The 26,201-nt window shown below is 72.5% G+C and carries 24 protein-coding genes; 20 read left to right on the top strand and 4 right to left on the bottom strand.

What is annotated here, in order from left to right:
- Positions 1-25 precede the first annotated feature (25 nt).
- From ACIPSE_RS40220 to ACIPSE_RS40210, 3 genes are all read left to right on the top strand, one after another.
- Complete coding sequence (locus tag ACIPSE_RS40220) at positions 26-1,501, top strand: aldehyde dehydrogenase family protein (protein WP_401673283.1); 1,476 nt, start codon at positions 26-28, stop codon at positions 1,499-1,501.
- A 30-nt stretch (positions 1,502-1,531) separates the two neighbouring features.
- Positions 1,532-3,529 carry a nitrate- and nitrite sensing domain-containing protein gene (locus tag ACIPSE_RS40215; RefSeq protein WP_401673281.1) on the top strand — a complete coding sequence of 666 codons (1,998 nt, stop codon included), beginning with the start codon at positions 1,532-1,534 and terminating at the stop codon, positions 3,527-3,529.
- Between the two features lie 291 nt (positions 3,530-3,820).
- Entirely contained in the window at positions 3,821-5,083 is a 1,263-nt protein-coding gene (locus ACIPSE_RS40210) for an MFS transporter (RefSeq protein WP_401673278.1), read from the top strand.
- Between the two features lie 133 nt (positions 5,084-5,216).
- Here the strand turns inward: ACIPSE_RS40210 and ACIPSE_RS40205 are convergent, their stop codons facing one another.
- Positions 5,217-6,149, bottom strand: coding sequence for a LysR family transcriptional regulator (locus ACIPSE_RS40205; RefSeq protein WP_401673275.1), 933 nt, complete (start codon positions 6,147-6,149; stop codon positions 5,217-5,219).
- 119 nt (positions 6,150-6,268) lie between these two features.
- On the opposite strand from ACIPSE_RS40205, the gene ACIPSE_RS40200 reads away from it, so the two are divergent.
- The 9 genes from ACIPSE_RS40200 (at position 6,269) to ACIPSE_RS40160 (ending at position 14,798) form a co-directional block, all read left to right on the top strand.
- On the top strand, positions 6,269-7,249 hold the full coding sequence (locus tag ACIPSE_RS40200; protein ID WP_401673273.1) for a fumarylacetoacetate hydrolase family protein: 981 nt from the start codon (positions 6,269-6,271) through the stop codon (positions 7,247-7,249).
- Positions 7,246-8,202: a cyclase family protein gene (locus ACIPSE_RS40195; protein ID WP_401673271.1), complete on the top strand. Its 957-nt coding sequence runs from the start codon at positions 7,246-7,248 to the stop codon at positions 8,200-8,202. Before ACIPSE_RS40200 ends, ACIPSE_RS40195 begins: the two co-directional genes overlap by 4 nt.
- A gap of 280 nt (positions 8,203-8,482) precedes the next feature.
- Positions 8,483-9,622 (top strand): FAD-dependent oxidoreductase, encoded by a 1,140-nt coding sequence (locus tag ACIPSE_RS40190; protein WP_401673268.1) that lies wholly within the window; start codon positions 8,483-8,485, stop codon positions 9,620-9,622.
- Complete coding sequence (locus ACIPSE_RS40185; protein WP_401673266.1) at positions 9,619-10,644, top strand: amidohydrolase family protein; 1,026 nt, start codon at positions 9,619-9,621, stop codon at positions 10,642-10,644. Before ACIPSE_RS40190 ends, ACIPSE_RS40185 begins: the two co-directional genes overlap by 4 nt.
- 11 nt (positions 10,645-10,655) lie before the next feature.
- Entirely contained in the window at positions 10,656-11,594 is a 939-nt protein-coding gene (locus ACIPSE_RS40180) for a VOC family protein (protein ID WP_401673264.1), read from the top strand.
- A gap of 42 nt (positions 11,595-11,636) precedes the next feature.
- Positions 11,637-12,608: a fumarylacetoacetate hydrolase family protein gene (locus ACIPSE_RS40175; RefSeq protein WP_401673261.1), complete on the top strand. Its 972-nt coding sequence runs from the start codon at positions 11,637-11,639 to the stop codon at positions 12,606-12,608.
- Positions 12,605-13,345 (top strand): SDR family NAD(P)-dependent oxidoreductase, encoded by a 741-nt coding sequence (locus tag ACIPSE_RS40170; RefSeq protein WP_401673258.1) that lies wholly within the window; start codon positions 12,605-12,607, stop codon positions 13,343-13,345. The genes ACIPSE_RS40175 and ACIPSE_RS40170 overlap by 4 nt, the downstream gene beginning before the upstream one ends.
- A 59-nt stretch (positions 13,346-13,404) precedes the next feature.
- Positions 13,405-14,160 (top strand): CoA transferase subunit A, encoded by a 756-nt coding sequence (locus ACIPSE_RS40165; protein ID WP_401673255.1) that lies wholly within the window; start codon positions 13,405-13,407, stop codon positions 14,158-14,160.
- Positions 14,157-14,798: a CoA transferase subunit B gene (locus tag ACIPSE_RS40160; protein ID WP_401673253.1), complete on the top strand. Its 642-nt coding sequence runs from the start codon at positions 14,157-14,159 to the stop codon at positions 14,796-14,798. The genes ACIPSE_RS40165 and ACIPSE_RS40160 overlap by 4 nt, the downstream gene beginning before the upstream one ends.
- Before the next feature lie 18 nt (positions 14,799-14,816).
- Here the strand turns inward: ACIPSE_RS40160 and ACIPSE_RS40155 are convergent, their stop codons facing one another.
- Entirely contained in the window at positions 14,817-15,857 is a 1,041-nt protein-coding gene (locus tag ACIPSE_RS40155) for a LacI family DNA-binding transcriptional regulator (RefSeq protein WP_401673585.1), read from the bottom strand.
- Between the two features lie 314 nt (positions 15,858-16,171).
- On the opposite strand from ACIPSE_RS40155, the gene ACIPSE_RS40150 reads away from it, so the two are divergent.
- From ACIPSE_RS40150 to ACIPSE_RS40135, 4 genes are read left to right on the top strand one after another with little or no spacing between them, the layout of a single operon-like run.
- Positions 16,172-17,122, top strand: coding sequence for a TIM barrel protein (locus ACIPSE_RS40150; RefSeq protein ID WP_401673251.1), 951 nt, complete (start codon positions 16,172-16,174; stop codon positions 17,120-17,122).
- 10 nt (positions 17,123-17,132) lie between these two features.
- Complete coding sequence (locus ACIPSE_RS40145; protein ID WP_401673248.1) at positions 17,133-18,557, top strand: sugar porter family MFS transporter; 1,425 nt, start codon at positions 17,133-17,135, stop codon at positions 18,555-18,557.
- Between the two features lie 34 nt (positions 18,558-18,591).
- Complete coding sequence (locus tag ACIPSE_RS40140; RefSeq protein WP_401673247.1) at positions 18,592-19,608, top strand: Gfo/Idh/MocA family protein; 1,017 nt, start codon at positions 18,592-18,594, stop codon at positions 19,606-19,608.
- Positions 19,605-20,471 (top strand): sugar phosphate isomerase/epimerase family protein, encoded by an 867-nt coding sequence (locus ACIPSE_RS40135; protein ID WP_401673245.1) that lies wholly within the window; start codon positions 19,605-19,607, stop codon positions 20,469-20,471. Before ACIPSE_RS40140 ends, ACIPSE_RS40135 begins: the two co-directional genes overlap by 4 nt.
- A 70-nt stretch (positions 20,472-20,541) precedes the next feature.
- Here the strand turns inward: ACIPSE_RS40135 and ACIPSE_RS40130 are convergent, their stop codons facing one another.
- Positions 20,542-21,330: an SAM-dependent methyltransferase gene (locus tag ACIPSE_RS40130; RefSeq protein ID WP_401673243.1), complete on the bottom strand. Its 789-nt coding sequence runs from the start codon at positions 21,328-21,330 to the stop codon at positions 20,542-20,544.
- Between the two features lie 210 nt (positions 21,331-21,540).
- On the opposite strand from ACIPSE_RS40130, the gene ACIPSE_RS40125 reads away from it, so the two are divergent.
- Positions 21,541-22,938 carry a rhodanese-like domain-containing protein gene (locus ACIPSE_RS40125; protein WP_401673241.1) on the top strand — a complete coding sequence of 466 codons (1,398 nt, stop codon included), beginning with the start codon at positions 21,541-21,543 and terminating at the stop codon, positions 22,936-22,938.
- A complete protein-coding gene (locus ACIPSE_RS40120; protein ID WP_401673239.1) occupies positions 22,935-23,906 on the top strand; it encodes a sulfite exporter TauE/SafE family protein in 972 nt (323 codons plus the stop codon). Before ACIPSE_RS40125 ends, ACIPSE_RS40120 begins: the two co-directional genes overlap by 4 nt.
- A gap of 21 nt (positions 23,907-23,927) precedes the next feature.
- On the opposite strand, the gene ACIPSE_RS40115 is transcribed toward ACIPSE_RS40120, so the two are convergent.
- Positions 23,928-24,206 (bottom strand): metal-sensitive transcriptional regulator, encoded by a 279-nt coding sequence (locus tag ACIPSE_RS40115; protein WP_401673237.1) that lies wholly within the window; start codon positions 24,204-24,206, stop codon positions 23,928-23,930.
- 82 nt (positions 24,207-24,288) lie between these two features.
- Here ACIPSE_RS40115 and ACIPSE_RS40110 point away from each other — a divergent pair, with 82 nt between their 5' ends.
- Positions 24,289-24,849: a rhodanese-like domain-containing protein gene (locus ACIPSE_RS40110; RefSeq protein WP_401673234.1), complete on the top strand. Its 561-nt coding sequence runs from the start codon at positions 24,289-24,291 to the stop codon at positions 24,847-24,849.
- 83 nt (positions 24,850-24,932) lie between these two features.
- Positions 24,933-26,201 carry a YhgE/Pip domain-containing protein gene (locus tag ACIPSE_RS40105; RefSeq protein ID WP_401673232.1) on the top strand — a complete coding sequence of 423 codons (1,269 nt, stop codon included), beginning with the start codon at positions 24,933-24,935 and terminating at the stop codon, positions 26,199-26,201.

Below are 26,201 nucleotides of genomic sequence, written 5' to 3'. Positions count from 1 at the left end.
TTTCGTTTCGTTTAGGCTCCTCGCCATGCCGACCTCCTCAGACCTGCCCGCCACGGACCTGGCCGTCACGGACCCGCCCTCCGCGGGACCGTCCCCGGCGGGCCCGCGCTCCGGGCCCGTGGACCCCACCGCCGCGCAAGCCGTCCCGGCGGCCGTCGCCCGTCTGCACGCCGCCTTCACGACCGGCGTGACGCGCCCCCTGGACTGGCGCAAGTCGCAACTCCGGGCGCTCAGAACCCTGTTGGTCGAACGGGAGGACGTGTTCGCCGCCGCGCTGCACACCGATCTCGGCAAGAGCGGGACCGAGGCGTACACCACCGAGATCGGGTTCGTGATCAACGAGATCGATCACCTGCTGAGCCACATGGACCGGTGGCTGCGCCCCCGCCGGGTCAAGGTGCCCCTGTCCCTCGCCCCGGCCAGAGCCTGGACCGTGCGGGAGCCGCTGGGCACCGTGCTCGTCATCAGCCCCTGGAACTACCCGCTCCAGCTCGCGCTGTCCCCGCTCGTGGGCGCCCTCGCCGCGGGCAACTGCGTGGCCGTCAAACCGAGCGAGCTGGCGCCCGCCACCTCGGCGGCGCTGGCCGAATGGCTGCCCCGGGCACTGAACCCTGACGCCGTGGCCGTCGTAGAAGGGGGCGTGACTGAGACGACAGCGCTGCTGGAAGAGCGGTTCGACCACGTCTTCTACACCGGCGGCGCGGCGGTGGCCCGGATCGTGATGACGGCCGCGGCCCGCCATCTCACGCCGGTGACACTGGAGTTGGGCGGCAAGAGCCCGGCCGTGGTCGAGACGGGCACGGACCTCGCGACGGCCGCGCGCCGGATCGCGTGGGGCAAGTTCATGAACGCCGGGCAGACGTGCGTCGCGCCCGACTACGTGCTCGCCGTCGGGGACGCCGACATCGAGACCCATCTCACCGACGCCGTACGGGAGATGTACGGCCCGGACCCCGCGGCGAGCGAGGACTACGGCCGGATCGTGAACGAACGGCACTTCGACCGGCTCACCGCGCTGCTGTCGGACGGCCGGATCGTCTGCGGCGGCGACCACGACCGGGACCGGCTCCACCTCGCGCCGACGGTCCTCACGGACGTCGACGTCGACTCGCCGCTGATGCGCGAGGAGATCTTCGGCCCGATCCTGCCCGTGGTCCGGGTGCCCGACCTGGACGCGGCGATCCGGTTCGTCACCGCCCGCGAGAAGCCGCTCGCCCTCTACGGCTTCACCGCGTCGGCGCGGTCCAAGCGGCGGCTGCTCGCGGAGACCTCCTCCGGCGCGCTGGCCTTCGGGGTCCCCAACGCCCATCTCGCCGTCCCCGGGCTGCCGTTCGGCGGGGTCGGCGAGAGCGGCATGGGCCGCTACCACGGGGCGCACTCCCTGGACACGTTCAGCCACACCAGAGCCGTACTCGACAAGCCCCGGCTGCCGGACACCCTGCGTCTGGCGTATCCGCCGTTCACCCGCGGCAAGGACCGGATCCTCCGCTTCTTCACCTGACCGGTCCAGCGCACTTCCGAAAGGTTCCCCATGCAGAACTGGCGCATGGCGAAACGCCTGTACGTCGTCCTCCTCTTCCCCGTGCTCGTCGCGCTGTCGCTCGGTGCCTTCCGGGTGAAACGCTCGGTGGACACGGTGCGCAGCGCGGAGGACGCCGTGTACGTCGCCCAACTGGTCCAGGCGGCCAACAAATACGCGAGCGACGTCATCAACGAGCGGGACATCTCGGTCGTCCCGCTCCTGGAGGGCAGGGAGTCGGACAGCGCGATAGCCGAGGCGCGGGCCGTCACGGACCGGGACCGCGTGGCCTTCGACCGGGCGGTGGAGCGCATGCCGCGCACCGAGCGGCTCCTCCAGCGGGTCGCGGCCGTCCGCAGCGGCGAGCGGGTCCTCGAGGAGTTGCGTGAGGACGCCTTCACGGACAAGCTGCCCGGGGTGGAGACCGAGGAGCGGTACCACATCGTGCAGCATCCGCTGATGGAGCTGTCGAACGAACTCGGCTTCGGCAGCAGCAATCAGACGAGCTTCGGGCGGACGCTCTTCGCCCTCTCTCTCACCCAGGCCGCCGAGTCGCTGACCCGGGCGATCGGGCAGCGCCTGCTGATCGAGGACCGCGCCGGGCTGGCCGAGGGCGAACTGGAGACCAGGCTCGCCACGTTCCGGTCGTACGCCTATCTCCAGCAGGTCGCTCTCCAGGAGTTCACCGGCGCCGGTACGAACGCGGACGCCGCACGGCTGGACAGGGCCATCGAGGCCGCCGAGACGAAGGGCAAGGCGCTGACCGTCGAGGCGGCGCAGCAGGCCGCGGAGGCCGGCGAGACCTTCGTCTCCCCTCCCCCGCTGGAGGAGATGATCCAGGAGATCGCGACCGGGGCGACGCCCGCCGAACTCGCCTCGAAGGGCATCACCCAGACGACCTTCTTCACCTCGGCGACGCTCGCCTTCGACGCCTATCGCAGTGTCGAGGTCGAACTGGCGGACACGGCGCTGTCCAACGCGCAGGAGATCTCCGACGACGCGCGCCAGGACGCGATCCTCAACGCCGCGGTCGTGCTCGCCTCGGTGCTCCTGGCCGTCCTGCTCGCCGCGTGGGTCGCGCGCTCGATGACCCGGAGCATGCTGCGGCTGCGGGGCGCGGCCCTGGAGATAGCCGAGAAGCAACTTCCCTCGCTGATCGAGAAGTTGTCCCATCCCCGCCCTTACCCCGTGGACACGAGGGTGGCACCCATCCCGATCTCCAGCCGGGACGAGATCGGCGAGGTCGCCCGCGCCTTCGACCAGGTGCACCGGGAGGCCGTGCAACTGGCTGCCGAACAGGCCCTGTTGCGGGGCAACGTCAGTGCGATCTTCACGAGCCTGTCGCGCCGCTCGGAGGCCCTGGTGGAGGGCCAGCTGCATCTGATCACCGAACTGGAGAACCACGAGGGCGACCCCGACCAGCTGGAGAACCTCTTCCGCCTCGACCATCTCGCCACCCGGATGCGCCGCAACGGCGAGAACCTCCTCATCCTCGCCGGTGAGGAGCCCCGGCACCGCTGGGAACAGCCGGTGTCCCTGATCGACACGCTGCGCGCCGCGACGTCCGAGGTGGAGCAGTACGCACGCATCGAGTTCTCCGGGATCCCGGAGGCGTTCGTCCACGGCCGCGCGGTGACCGATGTCGTGCATCTGCTGGCCGAACTGCTGGAGAACGCGACAACGTTCTCCTCCCCGCACTCCCGGGTGCATGTCACGGCCGCCGCGCTGCCGGACGGCCGTGCCATGGTCGAGATCCACGACCAGGGCATCGGGCTGCGTCCCGAGGACTTCGCCGAACTCAACCGCAAGCTCGCCGACCCGCCGACCGTGGACTCGGCGATCTCCCAGCGCATGGGCCTGTTCGTGGTCGGCCGGCTCGCCGAACGCCACGGCATCGGCGTCCAGTTGCGCCCGTCACGCGACGGCCAGGGCGCCATCGCCCTCGTCATGCTGCCGCAGCCGACGATGGTGTACGCGCCGCAGGAGGCGGCGGTCCACAGCGGCGGCTGAGGCTCCCCTGGCGAGCGGCCCCGAGCGGGAGGGCTCAACGGAGGGGCCCGGGAGGGACCCCCGGGAGGGACCGGCTCATCCACGGCATGGATGAGCCGGATACGGGATTCGGATCGTGTGGAGGATGGCGGCGGGCCCGTCCCGCCGCCCATAGTCGTCCCTACCCGCACGCCGCTGTCCGGACCAGCCGCCGCCGTGCGGCCGTCCCCGGCATGCCGTGCCCGGTGCGCCCCGCCGGCGCCCGCGCCCCTCAAGGGCATGCCCGCTCCCGCAACCGTCCTTGGAGTCGCCATGCCCGGTTCCGTGCCCCCGTCCCCCGCGACGGCGGACGACGCCGCTCCGTCGCCCGTCGCCGTCACGGGCCCGGCCCATCTGCTGCGGGTGTTCCTGCTAATGGCGGGCAGCTGTCTGCCGATCCTGGGCGCGGTGCTCATCGCGCCGGTGCTGCCGAAGATGCAGGACCACTTCGCGTCGGTGTCCGGCGCCGAGGCGCTGGTGCCGCTCGCGCTGACCGTCCCCGCGCTCTCGCTGGCGCTGCTCGCCCCGTTCGCGGGCGTCATCGTCGACCGGCTCGGCCGCAAGCGGCTGCTGATCGGGGCGACCCTGCTGTACGCCGTGTTCGGGACCGCTCCGCTGTACCTGGAGTCGCTGGGCGCGATCATCGCGAGCCGGGCCCTGGTCGGTGTGGCCGAGGCCGCGATCATGACGTGCTGCACGACCCTGATCGGCGACTACTACTCGGGGCAGCGGCGGGTGAAGTACCTGGCGTTGCAGACCATGTGCGCCTCGGCGTCCGCCACCGTCTTCTTCGTGCTCGGCGGCGCGGCCGGATCGGCCGGCTGGCGGGTGCCGTTCTGGGTGTACGCCGTGAGCCTGCTGCTCGCACCGCTGATGGTGTCGGCGCTGCCGGCCCCGGCGCGCCGGGAGGTGACGGAAGCGGCGGCCCCGACGGCCCGGCACTCCTTCCCCTGGCGGCAGTTGGCAGGCATCTGCGCGCTGACGTTCTTCGGGGCGATGGTCTTCTACACGGTGCCGGTGGAGATGGCGTACCTCCTCGACGACCTCGGGGTGGAGAACCCCGGCGTGATCGGCCTGGCCACCGCGATCGCCAGTGCCGCGACCGTGGGCGGCGCGGTCGCCTTCGCCCGCCTCAAGCGCTCCCCCGACCCGATGCTGCCGCCCGCGTTCGCGCTCGCCGGGCTCGGCTTCGGGGTGATGTTCCTCGCGGACGGTGCGCCGCTGCTGATCGTCGGCGCGGTCGTGAACTGTGTGGGCACGGGCATGCTGCTCCCGGCGCTGCTGACCGGCGCGATGTCCCGGCTGGCCTTCGAGGACCGGGGCCGCGGCACCGGGCTGTGGATGGCGGCCTTCTTCGGCGGCGAGTTCGTCTGCCCACTCGTCCTGCTCGCCCTGGAGTCGGCGGTCGGCTCCCTCGCGGGCGCGGTGGGCCTCCTGGGCCTGGCCTCCGCCGCCCTCGCGGGCGCCCTGGCAGCGGCCCGCCGGCGCACGGCGGCGACCGTGGACCCGCGCCCGCTGCCGGAGCAACTGGCCTGACGGACCGAGGCGTTGAGGGCGGACCGTCCGACGGTCCGCCCTCTCACCCTGCCCGGCCCCCTGTCTCCCCGAGGGCGGCCGGTCGCCCCCACAACGACGCCGCGACACCCGCCCTCACCGCACAGGGCACCCCCTAGACCACCCCCACGTCGTCCCCCGCGCGCCCCATCAGCGCCGCCCCCACCTCCGCCGACTTCCGGCGGAGCCAGATGTGGGCCGCGTCCTGGGCGTGGACGGGGTGCCACCACATCGCCTCGGTGAGCGGTACGGCCTCGAAGGGGCAGGGCAGGACCCGGACGGCACAGGCGCGGACGAGACGGCGGGCGAGGCGCTCCTGGATCATGGCGATCCGGCGGGTGCCCTCGATCATGTACGGCAGGAGCTGGAAGGTCTGCACCGACACCTCCACCCTCGGGCTGATCCCGAGCATGCTGAGCTGCCGGGCCACCGGGGCGTCGTAGGGCCGCTGGTAGACCGCCCAGGGCAGACGCGCGAGGTCGTCGAGGGTGAGCTCGTCGCCGACATCGGGATGGTCGTCGGCGACGACGCAGAGCCAGCGGTCCTGGTAGAGCTCGACGGCCGGGAAGCCGTCGATGACCCCGTGCGGCATCAGCAGTCCGTCGGCGGTGCTGAGCATCGTCGCGGTGTTCTCGACGACCGAGGGCGCGGGGTGCTGGAAAGTGAGCCGGACGCCGGGCGCCTCCTCGTGCAGCGCGCGGGCGAGCGCGGCGCCGAACACGGCGGCCCCGTAGTCGGAGGCGAGGAGGGTGAACTCGCGGGTCTCGGCGGCGGGATCGAAGTCGGCCTGGCTGGAGAAGAGCCGTTCCAGCAGGTCGCAGGCGTTGGCGCTGCGGTCGCGCAGGGCCGCGCCGAGCGGGGTCAGCTCGTAGGCGTTGCCGGTGCGGGCCAGCAGTTCGTCGCCGAAATGCCGGCGCAGCCGGGACAGGGCCGCGCTCATCGCGGGCTGGCTCAGTCCGACGCGCTCGCCCGCCCTGGTCACATTGCGCTCGTCCAGCAGCGCTCGCAGGGCGACGACCAGATTGAGGTCGAGTCGGGACAGGTTCACCGGGCACCACCTGGGGTTCAGGGCTATCCGTCCGGTGAATGCTCCGCATTCACAGGATCTATTTCCGTGATTCGCCGATCAGGGCCACAGTAGACCGCAACCACGCAGGAGGAAATCTGATGGCAATGCTCGCGCAACCTGCCGGCCCGTTCGCGCTCGGCACGTTCTCCGCCCCGGACGGGGCGCCCTTCCCCGGTCTGCTGGCCTCGGAACGGGTGCTCGACCTGAGCGGGGCGCTGCCCTGGGCGCCGTCGGACGTCCGTGCCGTGGTGGAGCGCTGGGACGAGGCCCTGCCCGTGCTGCGCGCCCTCGCGGAGGACACCGCGCTCGGCCGGCGTCCGCTGGAGGGCCTGCGGGTGCACGCCCCGCTGGAGCCCCGCCAGGTCTTCCAGTCCGGCGCCAACTACCGCCAGCACGTGATCGACCTGGAGGTCGCCCACCGCTCCCCCGACGACCCGCGCACGGTCGAGGAGGCCCGCGCGGAGATCGCCGCGATCATGGACCGCCGGGCGGCGGAGGACCTGCCGTACGTGTTCATCGGTCTGCCGAGCACGATCGCGGGCCCGTACGACGACGTCGTGCTCCCCGAGGGGGTGGAGCAGCCGGACTGGGAGTTGGAGCTGGCGGCCGTGATCTCCAGGCCCGCGTACCGGGTGTCGCAGGAGGAGGCCCTGGAGTACGTCGCCGGGTACACGATCGCCAACGACCTCACGGACCGGGCGACCGTGTTCCGCCGGGACATGAAAGCCATCGGCACCGACTGGCTGCGCTGCAAGAACGCCCCCGGGTTCACCCCGCTCGGCCCGTGGCTGGTGCCCGCCGAGTCGATCGCCGACCCGGGTGACCTGCGGGTCACGCTCAAGCTCAACGGCGACACCATGCAGGACGAGTCGACCAAGGACATGCTCTTCGGGATCGCGCGCCTCGTGTCGTACATCTCGCAGACGGCGCGGCTGCTGCCCGGGGACCTGGTGCTGACCGGCAGCCCGGCCGGCAACGGCATCCACTGGGGCCGGCTGCTGCGCGACGGGGACGTGATGGAGGGCTCGGTCACCGGTCTCGGTGTGCAGCGCACCCGCTGTGTGAAGGAGTCGCGGTGAACCGGCACGACCCCGAGGGCGCGATCGCCGAGGCCGCCAAGCGGTTCTCGAACTGGGGGCGCTGGGGCGAGGACGACGTGCTCGGCACCCTCAACTTCCTCGACGAGGCCAAGCGCCGCGAGGGCGCCGCGCTGATCCGCCGGGGCACCAGCTTCTCGCTGTCGCAGCGCTTCGACATGGACGGCCCGCAGAAGGGCTGGCGCCGCCGCACCAACCCGGTGCACACCATGCTGGACACCGGCACCGACGCCGCCCTCGGCAACCAGGGCTTCCCGCACGGCATCGGCGGCGCCGACGACGTGATCGCGATGCCGCTCCAGTGCTCCACCCAGTGGGACGGGCTCGGGCACATCTTCGACCACGGCAAGGCGTGGAACGGCCGGGACGCCGCCAGGGTCGTCACCTCCGACGGCGACCTGGTCACCGGAATCGAGCACATGGCGCCGCATGTCGCCGGGCGCGGGGTCCTGCTGGACGTCGGCCGGGTCGTCGGCACGGACGGCGAGCTGCCGGACGCCTTCGCGATCACCGAGGAGCACCTCACGCGGACCGCCGAGGCGCACGGGGTGACCGTCGGACGCGGTGACATCGTCCTCGTCCGTACCGGCCAGCTCGCGCGGGTCAGGCGGGACGGCTGGGGCGATTACGCGGGCGGCCCGGCCCCCGGTCTCTCCTTCACCAGCGCCGGGTGGCTGCACGGCACGGAGATCGCCGCGATCGCCACCGACACCTGGGGCTTCGAGGTCCGGCCGAACGAGTTCGAGCACGCCTTCCAGCCGCTGCACCAGGTCGCCATCCCCAACATGGGTCTGCTGATCGGCGAGATGTGGGACCTGGAGTCCCTCGCCGCGGACTGCGCCGAGGACGGGGTGCACGAGTTCTGGCTGACCGCCGCGCCCCTCCCGATCACCGGCGCCGTGGGCTCCCCGGTGAACCCGATCGCCGTGAAGTAGCCCGCCGGGCCGAGCGGCCCACCCGGCCCCGGACGCGCCCGACCCCGGACAGCGAGGGCGCATCCGGTACCCGTCCCGTCGTCCGAGACCCACCCCCGTCGCCCGGCACCGTCCCGTCGTCCGAGACCCACCGCTGCCGTCCGGTACCCACTCTCCTCGTCCGGCGCCCACCCCCGTCGGGAGACCTCGTCCGGAGGCTCCCGCAGAAGCCGCTTGTCCCCGTAGCCGCACCCCCCGCCGCCCGAAGCCGCGCGGCCCCATCCCGGGAGGTATCCCCGACATGGCTGACAGCCCCAGCCCCAAAACGGTCCTCGTCATCGGCGGAGGCACCTCCGGAAACGCCCTGACCGTCCTGTTGCGCAGGGCCGGCGTCGCCGTCGACCTCGTCGAGGCGAGCGCCGACTGGAAGGCCGCCCTGGGTTCCGGCATCACCCTCCAGGGCAACGCCCTGCGGGTGCTGCGCGAGGTCGGTGTCCTCGACGACATCCTGAAGGACGGCTACGAGGCCCAGGGCGTGGCGATCCTCGCCCCCGACGGCACGGTCCTGCACGCCCACGACGAGCTGCGCACCGGCGGTGACGACCTGCCCGCGCACATCGGGATGCAGCGGCCCCGGCTCCAGCAGCTCCTCATCGAGCGGGTGGAGGCCTCGGGCGCGGACATCCGCCTGGGCACCCGGGCCACCGCGTTCGCGCAGGACGACGACGGCGTGGACGTCACGTTCACGGACGGCACCCGCCGCCGCTACGACCTCGTCGTCGGCGCCGACGGCCTCGGCTCGGCCACCCGCGCGATGATCGGCGTCACCGACACGCCCGAGCCCACCGGCATGGGCATCTGGCGCGCCCCGGCGCCCCGCCCGGCCGGGGTGAACCGCACCGAGATGATCTACGCGGGCCGCTGTTTCATCGCCGGCTACTGCCCGACCGGCGAGGACACGGTCTACGCCTATCTCGTCGAGCGGGCCCGCGACCGCGCGGGCATCGACCCGGACACGTACGCCGACGAGATGCGGGCGCTGAGCGAGGGCTACGGGGGCGCGTGGAACGAGATCCGCGAGGCGTTCACCGACCCGAAGGACGTCAACTACACCTGGTTCGACCGCCACCTGGTGGAGGGGCCGTGGCACCGGGGCAGGGTCGTGCTCGTCGGCGACGCCGCGCACGCCTGCCCGCCCACCCTCGCGCAGGGCGCCGCGATGTCCCTGGAGGACGTCCAGGTCCTCGCCGAGCTGCTGACCTCCCGCTCCGAGTGGGACGAGCGGCTCCTGACCGACTACCACACCCGCCGGTACCCCCGGGTGCGGCTGGTCGTGGACGCGTCCGTGCAGCTCGGCCAGTGGCTGCTCGACGGGGTCCGCGACGCCGACGTCCCCGGCCTGATGGGCCGCACCATGAACGCGCTGAAGGAACTCCCGTGACCGTGAACGTGACCACGACCGCGCCCGAGACGCTCCCCACCGTCGACGTCCACGCGCACGTCATCCTCCCGGAGATCGAGGAGGCCGTGGCCGGTCAGCCGGGGCTGGCCGAGGCCCGCGCCTTGGACGCCCGCCGCAACGGCCCCGCCGCGCTCGCCGTGAACGGGCCGATGGTCGGCGCCCGCATCCCGCGGCTCACGGACGTCGAGGTGCGCCTCGCGTCCATGGACGAGCAGGGCGTGGACATCCAGGTGGTCAGCCCGTCCCCGTCGCACTACCACTACTGGGCGGACCTCGAACTGGCCTCTCGCGTATGCCGGTTGGCCAACGAAGGAACCGCGACGCACTGCGCCAAGGCCCCCGAGCGGCTGTACGGTCTCGGCCTGGTCCCGCTGCAGCACCCGGATCTGATGGTCGAGTTGCTGGACCACGCCCTCGAACAGGGCCTGCGGGGCGTCGAGATCTCCTCGCACGCATCCGAGCGCGAACTGTCCGACCCCGCGTACGAGCCCTTCTGGTCCCGCGCCGAGGAGACGGGTGCCCTGCTGTTCCTGCATCCCTTCGGGTGCACGCTCGACGAGCGGCTGGACCAGTGGTACCTGTCCAACACGGTCGGGCAGCCCACGGAGAACGCGGTCGCGCTCTCGCATCTGATCTTCTCGGGTGTCCTGGACCGGCACCCGGGGCTGAAGCTGGTGGCCGCGCACGGGGGCGGCTACCTCCCCACCCACATCGGCCGCTCGGACCACGCGTGGCGGGCCCGCCCTGACGCCCGCGGCTGCGCCGAGGTACCGAGCTCGTACCTGAAGCGGCTCCACTTCGACTCCCTGGTCCACGACCCGGCGGTGCTGCGGGAGCTGGTCCGTGCCGCGGGCGCCGGACAGGTGCTGCTCGGCTCCGACTTCCCCTTCGACATGGGCACCGAGGACCCCCTCGACGCCCTGCACTGCGCCGGCCTGTCCGAGCAGGACTTCCACGCGGTGCGGGGCGGCAACGCCGCCGCCCTGCTGAACCTCGCCTGAGGAGAACCCCCATGAACAACCGTCTGCTGACCCATCTGCGCCATGTCGACCTGGCCGTGCCGGACTACGACAAGCAGCTCGACTTCTACGCCGGTGTCTGGGGCCTGACCAAGGTCGAGGAGGACTCCGGGATCTCGTTCCTGGCCGCCGAGGGCAGCCCGGAGCGCTATGTGATCCGGCTGCGCAAAGCCGAGGAAAAGCGTCTCGACCTGGTCTCCTACGGCGCGGCGAACGCGGCCGACGTGGACACGCTGGCCGAGCGACTGCTCTCCCAGGACGTGAAGTTGATCTCGCGGCCGGGCCGGGTCGACACCCCCGGCGGCGGCTACGGCTTCCGCTTCTTCGACGTCGACGGCCGCACGATCGAGGTCTCCGCGGACGTCGAGGTACGGCAGCACCGGAAGATCGAGGAGAAGGAGTCGATCCCGGTCAAGCTGTCGCACGTCGTCCTCAACTCCCCCGACCTCGACCGGACCCGCCAGTGGTACGAGACCCACCTCGGCTTCCGGCTCTCCGACACCCTCAGCTCGCCGCACATGGGCGAGGTCATGCACTTCATGCGGATCTCCAACCAGCACCACTCGATGGCGATCGCGAAGGGCCCGCACACCTCCCTGCACCACGTCTCCTTCGAACTGCGCGGCATCGACGAGTACATGCGCGCCTCGGGCCGGGTGATCCGCTCCGGCGCCCGCAAGGTGTGGGGTCCCGGACGGCACATGGCGGGCGACAACACGTTCACCTACTTCCTCGACCCGCACGGCAACACCGTCGAGTACACGACGGAGCTGGAGGAGCTGGACGAGGACACCTGGCACCCGCACGTCTACGACTTCTCCCGGCCCGAGGTCACCGACCAGTGGGGCACGGCGAACCCGATGAACGAGCTGGTCGCCAAGGAGTCCTTCAACGACGTCGACCGCGGCGTCTTCGTGGCCCCGCCGGTCTGATCCACCCCGCCTCCCCCCTCCCTCCCACGACAGGACAGCCCCATGCGTTTCGCCACGTACGAGCACCAGCGACGACGTCAGGTGGCCGTCGTCGAGGAGGACGGCACCCTCTTCCCGCTGCCCGGGGCCGACTCGCTGACCGGCCTGCTCGCCCGGGGCGGCGGTCTGCCCGGCCTCCTGGAGGCGGGCGCGGCGACGCTGGACGTGCCCCCCGGCCCGCATGTCTCCGAGGTACGGCTGCTGCCGCCCCTCCAGCCGCCCACGGTGCGGGACTTCGTGGCCTTCGAGGAACACGTCGAGGGCGTACGGCGCTCGATCGACGGCGACGCGGGTGTGCCGGAGCAGTGGTACGCGGCCCCGACCTTCTACTTCACCAACCCGTACGCGGTGTGCGGCCCGTACGACACCGTCCCGGTGCCGCCGGGCTCGCACGTCCTGGACTTCGAGCTCGAAGTGGCCGCCGTCATCGGCACGGAGGGCCGCGACCTCACCCCCGAGCGGGCCCGCGAGCACATCGTCGGCTACACGGTCTTCAACGACTGGTCCGCGCGCGATCTCCAGTCCGCCGAGATGAAGGTCAACCTCGGCCCCTGCAAGGGCAAGGACACCGCGACCACCCTCGGCCCGTACCTGGTCACGGCCGACGAGCTGGACACGTACCGCGACGAGGACGGCTTCCTGCGGCTGGCGCTCACCGCGGCGGTCAACGGCGAGGTGGTCGGCGAGGACCTGCTGTCCAACATGAGCTGGACCTTCGAGGAGATGGTCGCCTACGCCTCGCGCGGCACCTGGGTCCGTCCCGGTGACGTCCTCGGCTCCGGGACCTGCGGCAACGGCGGCTGCCTGGCCGAACTGTGGGGCGTGCGCGGCCGTCAGGACCCGCCGCCGCTGAAGCCGGGCGACACCGTCACCCTCACCGTGGAGGGGATCGGCACGGTGTCCAACACGGTCGTCCAGGGCGTCGAGCCGCTGCCGCTGCCGACCGGCCGTCGCCGCGGCCGGGAGCGGCCGTGACCGGCCTGCACCCCAAGCGGCTGCCGGGCCGGGTCGTGGTGGTCACCGGCGCCGCCCGCGGCCAGGGCGCGGCCGAGGCGGAGGCGCTCACCCGCGAGGGCGCCCGGGTCGTCGCGACGGACGTCACCGACGCCCCGGGCTGCCGCCGCCTCGACGTCACCGACGAGCAGGCGTGGGCCGAACTCGCCCTGGAACTGCGGGAGTCGTACGGGGAGATCCACGGGCTGGTGAACAACGCCGGGATCACCTGGCGGGCCCGGCTGGACGAGGTGAGCCCCGAGGACTTCGCGCGCGTGCACGCCGTGAACGTCGTGGGACCGCTGCTCGGCATCCGGCATCTCGCGCCGCTCATGCGGCCCGGCGCGTCGATCGTCAACGTCGGCTCGTCGGCGGCGCTCACCGGGCACTACCCGGTCGCGTACACGTCGAGCAAGTGGGCGCTCAGAGGGCTGTCGAAGACGGCGGCGCTGGAACTGGGTCCGCGGGGCGTGCGGGTCAACATGATCCATCCGGGGTTCATCGAGACCGAGATGACGGCGTCAGCGGCGCCCGCGTTCCGTGCCGCGAACATCCGGGAGACACCGCTCGGCCGCACGGGAACCGTCGACGAGGTCACCCCGCTCGTGGTGTTCCTGCTGTCCGCGGAGTCCTCGTTCGTCACCGGTGCCGAGATCCCGGTGGACGGCGGGCTGACCGCGCACGGCGGCGTCAAGTCGATCTCGGACGCACTCCAGTAGGCGGCGGGCCCGGCATGCGGCGGGCCCGCCCGGCAAGCGGCAGGAAAGAGAAACCCCTTATGGACAAGGTCTGTTCGAGCGCCGGGGAGGCGGTCGCCGACATCCCCGACGGCGCCTCGCTGGCCGTCGGTGGCTTCGGCCTCAGCGGCATCCCCGGCACCCTGATCCAGGCACTGCACGAGCGGGGCGCGACCGGCCTCGAAGTCGTGTCGAACAACTGCGGTGTGGACGGGCTGGGCCTCGGGGTCCTGCTCGCCGACGGCAGGATCGCCCGCGTGACCGGCAGTTACGTGGGCGAGAACAAGGAGTTCGCCCGGCAGTACCTGTCCGGTGAGCTGGAGGTGGAGCTGGTCCCGCAGGGCACGCTGGCCGAGCGGCTGCGCGCGGGCGGCGCGGGCATCCCCGCGTTCTACACGCCGGCCGGGGTCGGCACCCAGGTCGCCCGGGGCGGGCTGCCCTTGCGGCACGCGGCGGACGGTTCGGTGGCGCTGGCGTCCCCGCCCAAGGAGACCCGGGAGTTCGGCGGCCGGACCTACGTCCTGGAGCACGGCATCGTCACCGACTTCGCCCTCGTCCGCGCCTGGCGGGGCGACCGCCACGGCAATCTGGTCTTCCGCAGGGCGGCGGCGAACTTCAACCCGCTCGCGGCGATGGCGGGCCGGGTGACGGTCGCCGAGGTCGAAGAGCTCGTGGAACCGGGCGAGTTGAGCCCGGACGCGGTGCACGTGCCCGGAGTGTTCGTGCAGCGGGTGGTGGAACTGACGGCGACTCAGGCCGCCGACAAGCGCATCGAGAAGAGGACGGTACGGGCATGAGCTGGACCCGCGACCAGATGGCCGCGCGTGCCGCCGAGGAGCTGGCCGACGGCTCCTACGTCAATCTCGGCATCGGACTGCCCACGCTGATCCCGGGCCATCTGCCGCCCGGCGTCCATGTCGTGCTGCACTCGGAGAACGGCATCCTGGGCACCGGCCCCTACCCGACCGTGGACGAGGTCGACCCGGATCTCGTCAACGCGGGCAAGGAGACGGTGACCGTGCTGCCGGGCGCCTCCTTCTTCGACTCGGCGCTGTCCTTCGGGATGATCCGCGGCGGGCACATCGACACCGCGGTGCTGGGCGCCATGCAGGTGTCGGCCTCGGGCGACCTGGCCAACTGGATGATCCCCGGGAAGATGGTCAAGGGCATGGGCGGGGCGATGGACCTGGTGCACGGCGCCCGCCGGGTCGTCGTGCTGATGGAGCACAACGCCAGGGACGGCAGCCCGAAGATCGTCGAGGAGTGCTCCCTGCCGCTGACCGGCGAGGCGTGCGTGCACCGGATCATCACCGACCTCGGCGTCCTCGACGTCACCCCCGAGGGGCTCGTCCTCGTGGAGTGCGCGCCGGGCGTGACCGTCCAGGAGATCACGGACCGCACCGAGGCCCCGCTCACCGTCGCGGCAGCGGTGTGACCAGGCGATAGCAGGACATCAGGGCCGGTTCCGGGGCGTTCGCTCCGGGACCGGCCCGCTCGTTCCCCGGACGACCAGCCGGGAGTCCAGGACCGCCTCGCGCGGCTCCAGTTCGGGCTTCTCCAGCCGCTCCACCGCGAACCGCACGGCGCTCTGCGCCATGAGCCGCGCGTCCTGGCGGACCGTGGTCAGACCCACCGGCATCAGGTGGGAGAGATGACTGTCGTCGTAGCCGACCACCGACAGGTCCCGCGGCACCTCGACGCCACCCCGTGTCATCGCCATGAGCACGCCCATCGCGCACCGGTCGTTGCCCGCGAGCACGGCCGTCGGCAGGGGCAGCCCCCGCTCCCGCTCCGCCAGCAGCAGCTGTCCCGTCTCGATGCCTGACCGCTCGGTGTGCTCGCCGGGGATCACCCGGATCTCCGCGTCCAGTCCGTGGCGTCGCATCGACGCCCGGTAGGCGCGCCGCCGCTCGGCCGAGCCGGGGCCACGGCCTCCGTCGATGTGCACGATCCGCCGGTGCCCCAGCTCGATCAGATGGTCCATCGCCAGCCGGACGCCCTTGCCCTCGGCGGAGTGCACGAAGTCCACCGGCGCCTGCGGCACCCGGCGTCCGACCGACACGGTCGCCGCCCGGCCGCCGAGGTCGTGCAGGTAGGCGGCGTCGATCTCGTCCAGCCCCTCCCCCGCACCGGACCCCGAGCCGAGCAGGATCAGCGCCTCGCAGCGGTGCGCGAGCAGCGCCTCGACGGCCTTGGCCTCGCTGCGCCCCTCGGCGGCGGCGGAGAGCAGCACGTCGTAGCCGAGACGTTCCGCCTCCGGGTAGACGCCCTCGATGAGATCGGTGTGGAAGGTCTGGTGGACGATGAACATCACGCCGATCGTCCGGCTGCGCCCGCGCGCGAGCAGCCGCGCCGCGTTGTCGGGCCGGTAGCCGATCTCGTCGGCGACGCGGAGCACCCGCTGCCGGGTCTCCTCGCCGGCCCCCGGCTGGTTGCGGAACACGATCGACACCAGCGCCCGCGAGACGCCCGCCTTGCGGGCGACGTCCGCCATCGTGGGCCGCTGCCGCCCCACTGCTTCCACCTGTGACCCACCCTCCGACGGCGCCCACCCTATCGGGCGGGCGGCGGGAGGCCCGGGGACCGGGTGCCTCCCGCCGACGCGAAATCTCCCGGCAACAAGCTATTGACATGACATTCGGACAGGGGTCATCGTACTCGCACTAGAGCGCGCTAGTAGAGCGCGACAGGACACGACTTCCATGACAGCCGCCGGTCACGCCGGCCGCGGCACCGCAGGCCGCGGCCACCGGCACGCACCAGGCCTCCCAGGACCGTCCCCGTCCCCTCTCCCCTAAGGACAACGCCATGGCAACGGCGCCATCCCCCCTCCGCACCACCGTCGGGAACCTCTGCCTCGGGTCCGCCCCCGACTCCTGGGGCGTCTGGTTCCCTCAGGACGAGCACCAGGTCCCGTACACCCGCTTCCTCGACGAGCTCGCGCAGGCCGGCTACGAGTGGTTCGAGCTCGGCCCGTACGGCTATCTGCCCACCGATCCGCGACTGCTGAAGGAGGAGCTGGACGCCCGGGGCCTGAAGGTCTCCGGCGGTACGGCCTTCGGCGCGCTGCACCGGCCCGAGGCATGGGACGAGATGCTCGCCCACGTCCGCCGGGTCGCCGCGCTGACCCAGGCCGCCGGCGCCCACCACCTGGTGCTCATCCCGCCGATGTACCGCGACGAGAAGAGCGGCGCGTTCACCGAGCCTCCCGAGCTGACCGCCGCGCAGTGGGCGGGCTTCGGCCAAGCGGCCGACCGGCTGGGCAGGCTCCTGCTCGACGAGTACGACGTCCGGCTGGTCGTCCACCCGCACGCGGACAGCCACATCCAGACGCAGCCGGAGATCGAGCGGCTGCTGAACGAGTCCGACGCCCGGTACACGAACCTGTGCCTGGACACCGGCCATGTCGCCTACGGGGGCGGGGACAACGTCGACCTGATCCGGCGTTTCGGCGAGCGCGTCGGCTATGTGCACATCAAGCAGATGGACCCGGCGGTCCTCGCGCAGGTCGCGGCCGAGGACCTCGGTTTCGGCGAGGCCGTGAAACGCGGCGTGTGCGTGTCGCCGCCCGCCGGCGTGCCGGACCCGGCCGAGATCGTGTCCGAACTGGCGCGACTGGAAGCCGAGTTGTTCGTGGTCGTGGAGCAGGACCTGTACCCGTGCGCGCCCGAGGTGCCGCTGCCGATCGCGGTCGGCACCCGTGAGCACCTCGGCCGGCTCGGGCTGTCCGGCACCCGGCGCCCCGCCCTGAACGGCTGAGGGGGCGGGCATGGACGTCCAGGACGACGCCGGCAGGACCACGCCTCTCGAACGGCAGGACCAACCCGCCGCCGTGTCACGGCGGTTGCGGATCATCACGATCGTCGCCACGTTCGGCGGTCTGCTCTTCGGCTACGACACCGGTGTCATCAACGGCGCCCTGCCGTACATGACCGAGGACCTCGGGCTGACGCCGGCCACCGAGGGCATGGTGACCAGTTCGCTGCTGCTCGGCGCGGCACTGGGCGCCGTCGCCGGCGGCCAGCTGTCCGACGCGCGCGGGCGGCGCCGCACGATCCTCACCCTTGCCGTGCTGTTCTTCGTCGGCGCGCTGGGCTGCACGCTCGCGCCGACCACGGCCGTGATGGTGGTGGCGCGGTTCGTGCTCGGCCTCGCGGTCGGCGGGGCGTCGGTGACGGTACCGGTGTACCTGGCCGAGGTCTCGCCCGCCGAGCGGCGCGGGGCGCTGGTCACCCGCAACGAACTGATGATCGTCAGCGGGCAGTTGCTGGCGTTCACGTCCAACGCGGTCATCGCCCGGGTGGGCGGCGAGTCCGGTGGCGTGTGGCGCTGGATGCTGGTCGTCGCGACCGTACCGGCCGTGGTGCTGTGGTTCGGGATGCTGGTGATGCCGGAGAGCCCGCGCTGGCTGGCCTCGCAGAGCCGGTTCTCCGAGGCGCTGGACGTGCTCAGGCAGGTGCGGGCGCGGCAGCGGGCCGAGGCGGAACTGGCCGAGGTGTCCGCGCTCGCCGTCAGGGACGAGACGGAGAAGCTCGGCGGCTGGAAGGACATGAGGGCCACGCCGTGGGTGCGCAAGCTGATGTTCGTCGGCTTCGGCATCGCGATCGTGCAGCAGGTGACCGGCGTGAACACGATCATGTACTACGGCACCCAGATCCTCACCGACGCCGGTTTCGCCGCCGACAGCGCGCTGACCGCGAACATCGCCAACGGGGTGATCTCGGTCCTCGCCACCTTCGTCGGCATCTGGCTGCTCGGCCGGGTGGCCCGCCGCCCGATGCTGATGACCGGTCAGATCGGCACCACCGCTGCCCTGTTGATGATCGGGGTGTTCTCCCTCCTGCTGCCCGCCGGTGACGGCCGCGCCTACGCGGTGCTCGCCATGACGGTCACGTTCCTGGCGTTCCAGCAGGGCGCGATCTCGCCGGTGACCTGGCTGATGCTGTCGGAGATCTTCCCGATGCGGATGCGCGGATTCGGCATGGGGGTCGCGGCCGTGGTGCTGTGGCTGACCAACTTCGTGATCGGGCTGGTCTTCCCGTCGCTCGTGGCCGCGATCGGGATCTCGAACACCTTCTTCCTCTTCGTCGTGGCGGGGCTCCTCTCCCTCGCCTTCGTGAAGCGCTGCGTCCCCGAGACGAAGGGCCGCACGCTCGAATCCCTCGAAGCCGAACTCCGGGCGCGCTTCTCCTGACCCCCTCGTCCTGACCCGCTGTAAGGAAAAGACCATGACTGTACGTGTAGGTGTCATCGGCGCCGGCTGGATCGGCAAGGAACACATCCGCCGGCTCACGGACACCGTGACCGGTGCCCGGGTCACCGCGGTCACCGACATCGACCCGGAACGCGCCGCGGAGGCCGCCGCCCCGGTGGGGGCCCGGGTGCTGCCCGACGGCGCCGCCGTGGTCGCCGCCGAGGACGTGGACGCCGTCCTCGTCACCTCCTGGGGCCCCACCCACGCCGAGCACGTCCTGAACGCCGTCGCCGCCGGGAAGCCGGTGTTCTGCGAGAAGCCCCTGGCCACCACCGCCGAGGACTGCCTGCGGATCGTCGAGGCCGAACAGGCCCACGGCCGCCGCCTCGTCCAGGTCGGCTTCATGCGCCGCTACGACGTGGGCTACCGGCAGATGAAGCAGGTCATCGACTCCGGCCGCATCGGCGCGCCGCTCATCGTGCACTGCGCCCACCGCAACCCGACCGTGCCCGAGTCGTACACCTCCGGCATGGCCGCCCTGGACACGGCCGTGCACGAGGTGGACGTGCTGCGCTGGCTGCTGGACGACGAGATCGTCTCCACGCAGGTGATCACCCCGCGGGCGACGAGCAAGCGGTTCGAGCACCTGAGGGACCCGCAGATCATGCTGTTCGAGACCGCCAAGGGCGTCCGTATCGACCTGGAGGTCTTCGTCAACTGCCAGTACGGCTACGACATCCAGTGCGAGACCGTCGGTGAGGAGGGTCTCGTGCGCCTCCCCGACCCGGCCGCCGTGGGGGTGCGCACCGCCGCCCGGCACAGCACCGAGGTGCTCACCGACTGGGTCGGGCGCTTCCGCGACGCCTTCGACACCGAGTTCCGCGAGTGGATCGGCGCCGTCGGCACCGGGCGGGAGCCCGAGGGCCCGTCCGCCTGGGACGGCTACGCCGCCACCGTCATCACCGCCGCGACCGTCGAGGCCCTGGAGTCGGGCCGTGTCGTCGCCACCGACCTCAAGCCCCGTCCCGCCTTCTACGGAGGTGCCGCGTGAAGATCGCGATCGACCCGTACATGTTCCGCGCCCTGCCGATCGACGACATGGTGCGCACGGTGGCCGAACTCGGCTACGAGTACATCGAGTTGTCGCCCCGCGACGACTTCATGCCGTTCTTCCTGCACCCGCGCGCCGACGACGCGCGGATCGCGGAGCTGAGGAACGCGCTGCGCACGCACGGGGTGCGGCTGGCCTCGGTGCTGCCGCTGTACAAGTGGTCGTCGCCGGACGAGAGCGAGCGGCAGGCGGCCGTCCGCTGCTGGAAGCGGATGATCGAGATCACCTCGGATCTCGGATGTGCGCTGATGAACAGCGAGTTCAACGGCCGGCCCGAGCGCGCCGCGGAGAGCGAGGCCGCGTTCTGGCGGTCGCTGGAGGAGCTGCTGCCGGTGTTCGAGCGCGAGGGCATCGCGCTGAACCTGGAGGCCCACCCGGACGACTTCTGCGAGGAGAACGCCCCCGCCGTCGACCTCGTCCGGGCGATCGACAAGCCGTGGGTGAACTACCTCTACTGCGCTCCGCACTCCTTCCACCTCTCGGGCGCGGACCCGACGGCGGACATCGCGGCGATGATGCGCTACGCGGGCGACAAGCTCCAGCACGTGCACATCGCGGACTCCTTCAACCACAAGGGGTCGTCCGGGCTGCGCTACATCCTCAACCCGCCCGGCACGGCCGCCCGCATCCATCAGCACCTGGACATCGGCCAGGGCGAGGTGGACTGGGACGTCTTCTTCGGCACGCTGCGCGAGCTGGACTTCGACGGGGTCGCCACGGCCTGCGTCTTCGCCTGGGAGGAACGCGCCCGCGAGTCCTCCGCGTTCATGCTCGACCGGATCGGCAAGGAGCTGGCGGCGTAACGCCGTCCGGCCCGAAGTGCGCCGGATCCCCGCACGGGTCCGGCGCACTTCGGTGTCCTGAGAGGTGGGGCTACTTGCGGCCCACGCCCCCGTAGAAGCCGATCGAGGCCGCCTCCGGGGGCAGTTCGCCGTCGGGGCGCCAGAACGGGACCTGGGTGAGGCCCGGTTCGACGAGCGTGAAGCCGTCGAAGAGGCGCTCGATCTCGGCGTGGCTGCGCAGGTTCATGCTGGCGGTCGCGTTGTTGTAGACGGCCTGGGCGTCGCCGCGCTCGAAGAGGTCGCCCGTCGCGTGCGACAGGACCAGGAAGCTGCCCTCGGGCAGTGCGTCGCGCAGCGTCGCGACGATCTCGCCGGGCTTCTCCGCCTCGGTGACGAAGTGCAGGATGGCGACCAGCAGCAGGGCGACCGGCTCGTCGAAGTCGATGATCCGGCGGACGTCGGGGTGCTCGACGACGCCGCGCGGGTCGCGCAGGTCGGCGAGGACGATGCTGGTGGCGCCGGACCGGCTGAGCAGCGCGTCGCCGTGGGCCTTCACGATCGGGTCGTTGTCGACGTAGGCGACCCGCACCTCGGACGCCGCCTCGTGGGCGATCTCGTGCACGTTCGGCGAGGTGGGCAGCCCGGTGCCGACGTCGAGGATCTGCCTCACCCCCTCACCGACGACGTGCCGCACGGCGCGCCGGAGGAAGGCGCGGTTGGCCCGAACACTGACCCGGGCCTCGGGGGCGGCGGTGACGAGCCGCTCACCGGCCGCCTCGTCCACGTCGTAGTGGTCCTTGCCGCCCAGCAGGTAGTCGTAGATCCGGGCGGGATGCGGCCTGCTGGTGTCTATCTCCGGGGCGGGACCGTCCTGAGTCACGCTGCGCTCCATCCATGATCGGCTCCCGACAGCTTCGCACATCCGCTGCACGTATCAACTACCCGTCCGAGGTACCGAGTTGCCTCGGCCGTGAGGTCCGGCCGCGCCGGGGCCCATCCGGGGCCGATCCGGCGCCCCTCAATACCCCCCTGGGTATCTGTTACGGTGAATCCAGATACCCCCGGGGGTAATGTGGGAAGGGAGAGTCCGGTGTTCTTCGTCGACACTCTGGACACGGAAGGCCTGGGCAACCGCAGCTATCTCGCGGGCGGCGCCCGGACGGCGGTCGTCGTGGACCCGCCGCGGGACGTCGACCGGGTGCTCACGGCCGCCGCCCGGCGGGGCGTGCGGATCGTGGCCGTGGCCGAGACCCATGTGCACAACGACTACGTCACCGGCGGCCCGGAACTGGCCCGGCTGACCGGCGCGCGCTGCCTGGTCCCGGCGGCGGCCGGGGTGGCGTACCCGCACGTGCCGGTCGCCGACGGGGACGTGGAGCGGATCGACGAGGGCCTGACGCTGCGGGCCGTGGCGACGCCCGGGCACACCCCGCACCACACGTCGTACGTCCTGCACGAGACGGGGCGGGCGGTGGCGGCGTTCACCGGCGGCTCGCTGCTGATCGGCGGGGTGGGCCGCCCCGACCTGGTGGAACCCCGGCTCACCGAGCCGCTCGCGCGCGCCCAGCACGCCTCCGCGCACCGGCTGGCGGCGGAGCTGGAGGACGAGGTCGCCGTCCTGCCCACGCACGGCTTCGGCAGCTTCTGCTCCTCCTCCGTCGCGGCGGGCGGCGCGCCGGGCACGATCGGCGGGGAACGGGCGGCCAACCCGGTGTTCGCCCAGGACGTGGACGCGTTCGTCGCGGAGCTGCTGGCCGGGCTCGACGACGTGCCCGCGTACTACGCCCACATGGGTCCGGCCAACGCCGCGGGTCCCGCCCCGCTGGATCTGACGCCGCCGCGGCCCGCCGACGCCGACGAGATCGCGCGGCGGCTGGCCGCCGGCGAGTGGGTGGTGGATCTGCGCGGCCGGGTCGCCTTCGCCGCCGGACATGTGGCCGGGTCCCTCAACTTCGAGGCCGACGGACAACTGGCCACCTATCTGGCCTGGCTGATCCCGTGGGGCAGGCCGGTGACGCTGCTCGCCGCCGATCCGGGGGAGCTCGCGCGGGCCCAGCGGGAACTGGTCCGGGTGGGCATCGACCGGCCCGCCGCCGCGGCGGTCGGCACCCCGGAGGACTGGATCGCCCGGGGGTCCCGGCCCGCCTCCTTCCGGCGGGCCACGTTCGCCGGCCTCGCCGCCGCCGAGGGCCCGGTGGTGGTGCTCGACGTCCGCCGGGACGGCGAGCGCGCGGGCGGCTGGATCGAGGGCAGCGTCCATGTCCCGGTCCACGAGCTGCACCGCCGTCTGGCGGAGGTGCCCGAGGGCACGGTCTGGGTGCACTGCGCGGGCGGGATGCGCGCGGCGATCGCCGCGTCCGTGCTCGACGCGGCGGGACGTACGGTCGTGGCCGTGGACGACGGCTTCGCGGGGGCGGCCGAGGCGGGCCTCGCGATGACCGGCCCCGACGGCCTTCCGGTGCCCCGTACCGCCTCCGCCGTCATATGACCGCGCTCGTCCTCGCCCTGCTCGCGGGCGGCTTGGTGGGGATCGCCCTGGGCGCGCTCGGCGCGGGCGGCAGCATCCTGACCGTCCCGGCGCTGCTGGCCCTGGGGTGCGCTCCGGCGGCGGCGACCACCGGCGGCCTGGTCGTCGTGAGCGTCACGTCGGCGACCGCGCTGGTGGCGCACGCCCGGACGGGCGCGGTGCGCTGGCGGGCGGGGCTGCTGTTCGCGGCGGCCGGGCTGGCCCCGGCGGCGATCGCGGGAGCCCTGTCGGCCCGGGTGCCCGACGTCCTGCTCACGCTGATGTTCGCGGCACTGGCCGCGACGGCGGCGCTCCGCATGCTGCGGCGGCACCCGGGCGAGGGAGGCCGTGGCGAGCCGGACGAGAGCGGCCGTGGCGAGCCGGACGACGTCGATCCGGTCGGTCCGCCACCGCTGTCGGGCACTGAGATCCCCGGCCTCCCGGCCGGCGTCGCGGACGGTGCCGCCGATCCGGCGCGGGCGTCCCGTCCCGGCGCACCGGACGCAGCCCTCGATACGGGTCCGGTCCTGGCGGCCGCGGAAGCACGCCAGCGTGAGGGCGCGTCCGTGTCGGCCGTGCGCGCGGTGGGCGCCGGGGCCGGGCTGGGCGCGGTGACCGGGTTCCTCGGGGTCGGCGGGGGCTTCCTCGCCGTACCGGCGCTGGTGACCGTGCTGGCGGTGCCGATGGCCGCCGCGGTGGGGACGAGCCTGCTGGTCGTCGCCGCCAACGCGCTCACCGCGCTCGCGGCCCGCGCCCCCACCGCGGCCGGCCTGGACTGGCCGCTGCTCGCCCCGTTCCTGGCCGCCGCCGTCCTCGGCGCGTGGGACGGCAGGCGGCTGGCCGCGAGGGTGCCGGGCGCGGCCCTCCGGCGGATCTTCGGGTCCGTGCTGCTGCTCGTCGCGGCGGCCATGACCGTGACGGCCGTGCTGACGGCGGTCGCCGGCGGATGACACCGTCCCCGCGCGGAGGTCTCAGGCCAGGGACAGGAACAGTTTCTCCAGCCGCGCCCGCATCTGCTTCGAGTCGCTGATCTCGGGGTCGTCGCCGGTCATGCACTGCTCCAGGCCGGTCGCGATGATCGCGAACCCGGCCCGGTCCAGGGCCCGGGAGACGGCGGCGAGCTGGGTGACCACGTCCTCGCAGTCGCGCCCCTCCTCGATCATCCGGATCACCCCGGCGAGCTGCCCCTGAGCGCGGCGCAGCCGGTTCAGCGCGGACTTCAGTTCCTCGGCCGACATGTCGAGTTGCACGCTTTCGCCACCTTCTCCTCGTATATACCCCCACGGGTATCCTACCCGTCCGGGGAACGCCTCACCGAAGGGTTCTTCTTCCATGACCAGCCGAGTCACCGTGACCCCGGCCCGCCTCGCCGGGTACGCCGTCGTCGACGTCCGCACGCCCGGCGAGTACGCCGGCGGACATCTCCCCGGCGCCCACAACGTCCCGCTCGACCGGCTCGCCGAGGCCGCGGGCGCGCTGCGGGCCGCGGCGGCCCGCCGTCCGCTGCTGCTGGTGTGCGCGTCGGGCAACCGTTCCGTGCGGGGCTGCGAACGCCTCGCCGCCCTCGGGGTGACGGCCGCGTCGCAGGAAGGCGGGACCGCGGCGTGGGCGGCGGCCGGTCACCCGGTGGAGCGCCCGGCGGGGACCCGTGCGGCGTGGCCCATGGACCGGCAGGTGCGGCTCGCCGCGGGCGCGCTGGTCGTCGCCGGGTTCGCCGCCGGCCCGGTGTGGGCACCGGGGCACTGGCTGTCGGGGCTGGTCGGCGCGGGGCTGGCGCTGTCGGCGGTCACGGGGACGTGCGCGATGGCCGCGCTGCTGGGCAGGCTGCCGCGCAACCGGGCACCCAAGGACGCGGTGCCGTTCGCCGAGACGCTGCGCCGGCTGACCGGCTGATCCCGTCCCCGGGTGCGGCGGACCTGGTCCTCGCGTACGACTGAGGGGTCCGTGACCGATGGACGCCGCGCCCCGGGAGAGCCATGACCGACGCCGATCCGCCTCAGGTCCGAGCGGGCGCGCTGCTGCGCCACCCGAAGCTGTGGGTGGTGCCGACCGTGCTGACGGGGCTGCTGGCCCTGCTGCTGTCGCTGCTGTACATGGGCGGGATCGTGAACCCGAAGGGCGATCTGAAGGATCTGCCGATCGCCCTCGTCAACGCCGACCGGGGCGAGCCGCTGCCCGGGCAGGACCAGAACGTGGGGACGCGGATCGCGGCGGCGGTCCTCGGGGACACCTCCTCCGACTCCGCCGCGTGGCGCTCACTCACCCGGGCGGAGGCCCAGGACCAGCTCGACTCCGGCAAGGTCTACGGCGCGCTCGTGATCCCCGCCGGTTTCACCGACTCGGTCGCCGCGCTCACCACCACGGGGGCGACCCGGCAGCCGACGCTCACGGTGCTCACCAACCCCGGCAAGGGCAGCCTCGGCTCCAGCCTCGCGAGCCAGATCTCCACGCTGGCCGCGCAGCAGTCGTCGAAGACCATCGGCGAGGAGCTCCTGAAGGCCGACCCGGACGCCGACGCGACCCGGAAGCTGCTGCTCGCCGACCCGGTGCGCGTCACCACCGAGGTCGGCCATCCGATCGGCGACCGCAGCGGCATGGGCCTGACGGCGTTCTACTACACGCTCCTGCTGGTGCTGGCCGGGTTCATGGGCGGCAACGTCATCAGCAACGGCGTGGACACCTCGCTCGGTTACGCCGACAACGAGATCGGCCCCTTCCACACCCGGCTGCCCACCGTCCCGATCAGCCGCACCCAGACGCTGCTGCTGAAGATGGCGATGACGGCGGTGATCACGCTGCTCACCGTGTCGCTGACGATGCTGGCCTGCGTCACGTTCCTCGACATGGACGCGACCCACCTGCCGCTGCTGTGGATCTACTCCTACTGCGCGGCCCTCGCGGTCGGCCTCGGCGTGCAGGCCATCAACGCGGCGTTCGGCGGCATCGGCCAGCTCGTGTCCATGTTCGTGTTCATCGTGCTGGGCCTGCCCTCCTCCGGCGCCACCGTCCCCCTCCAGGCGGTTCCGGCCTTCTACCGCTTCCTGTCCCACTTCGAGCCGATGCGCCAGCTCAGCGACGGCATCCGCGCCATCCTCTACTTCGACGCACGCGGCGACGCGGGCCTCGCGCGCGCCTGGACCATGACGGCGATCGGGGCCGCCCTCGGCCTCGCCTTCGGCTTCGCGATGACCCTCTACTACGACCGCAAGGGCCTCAAGCGCCTCACCCCGCAGCCGACCTCCTGA

Source organism: Streptomyces sp. NPDC090106 (genome assembly GCF_044747265.1).
In the GTDB taxonomy this organism is placed as follows: Bacteria; Actinomycetota; Actinomycetes; order Streptomycetales; family Streptomycetaceae; genus Streptomyces.
This window is presented reverse-complemented; position numbering and strand designations above follow the sequence as displayed.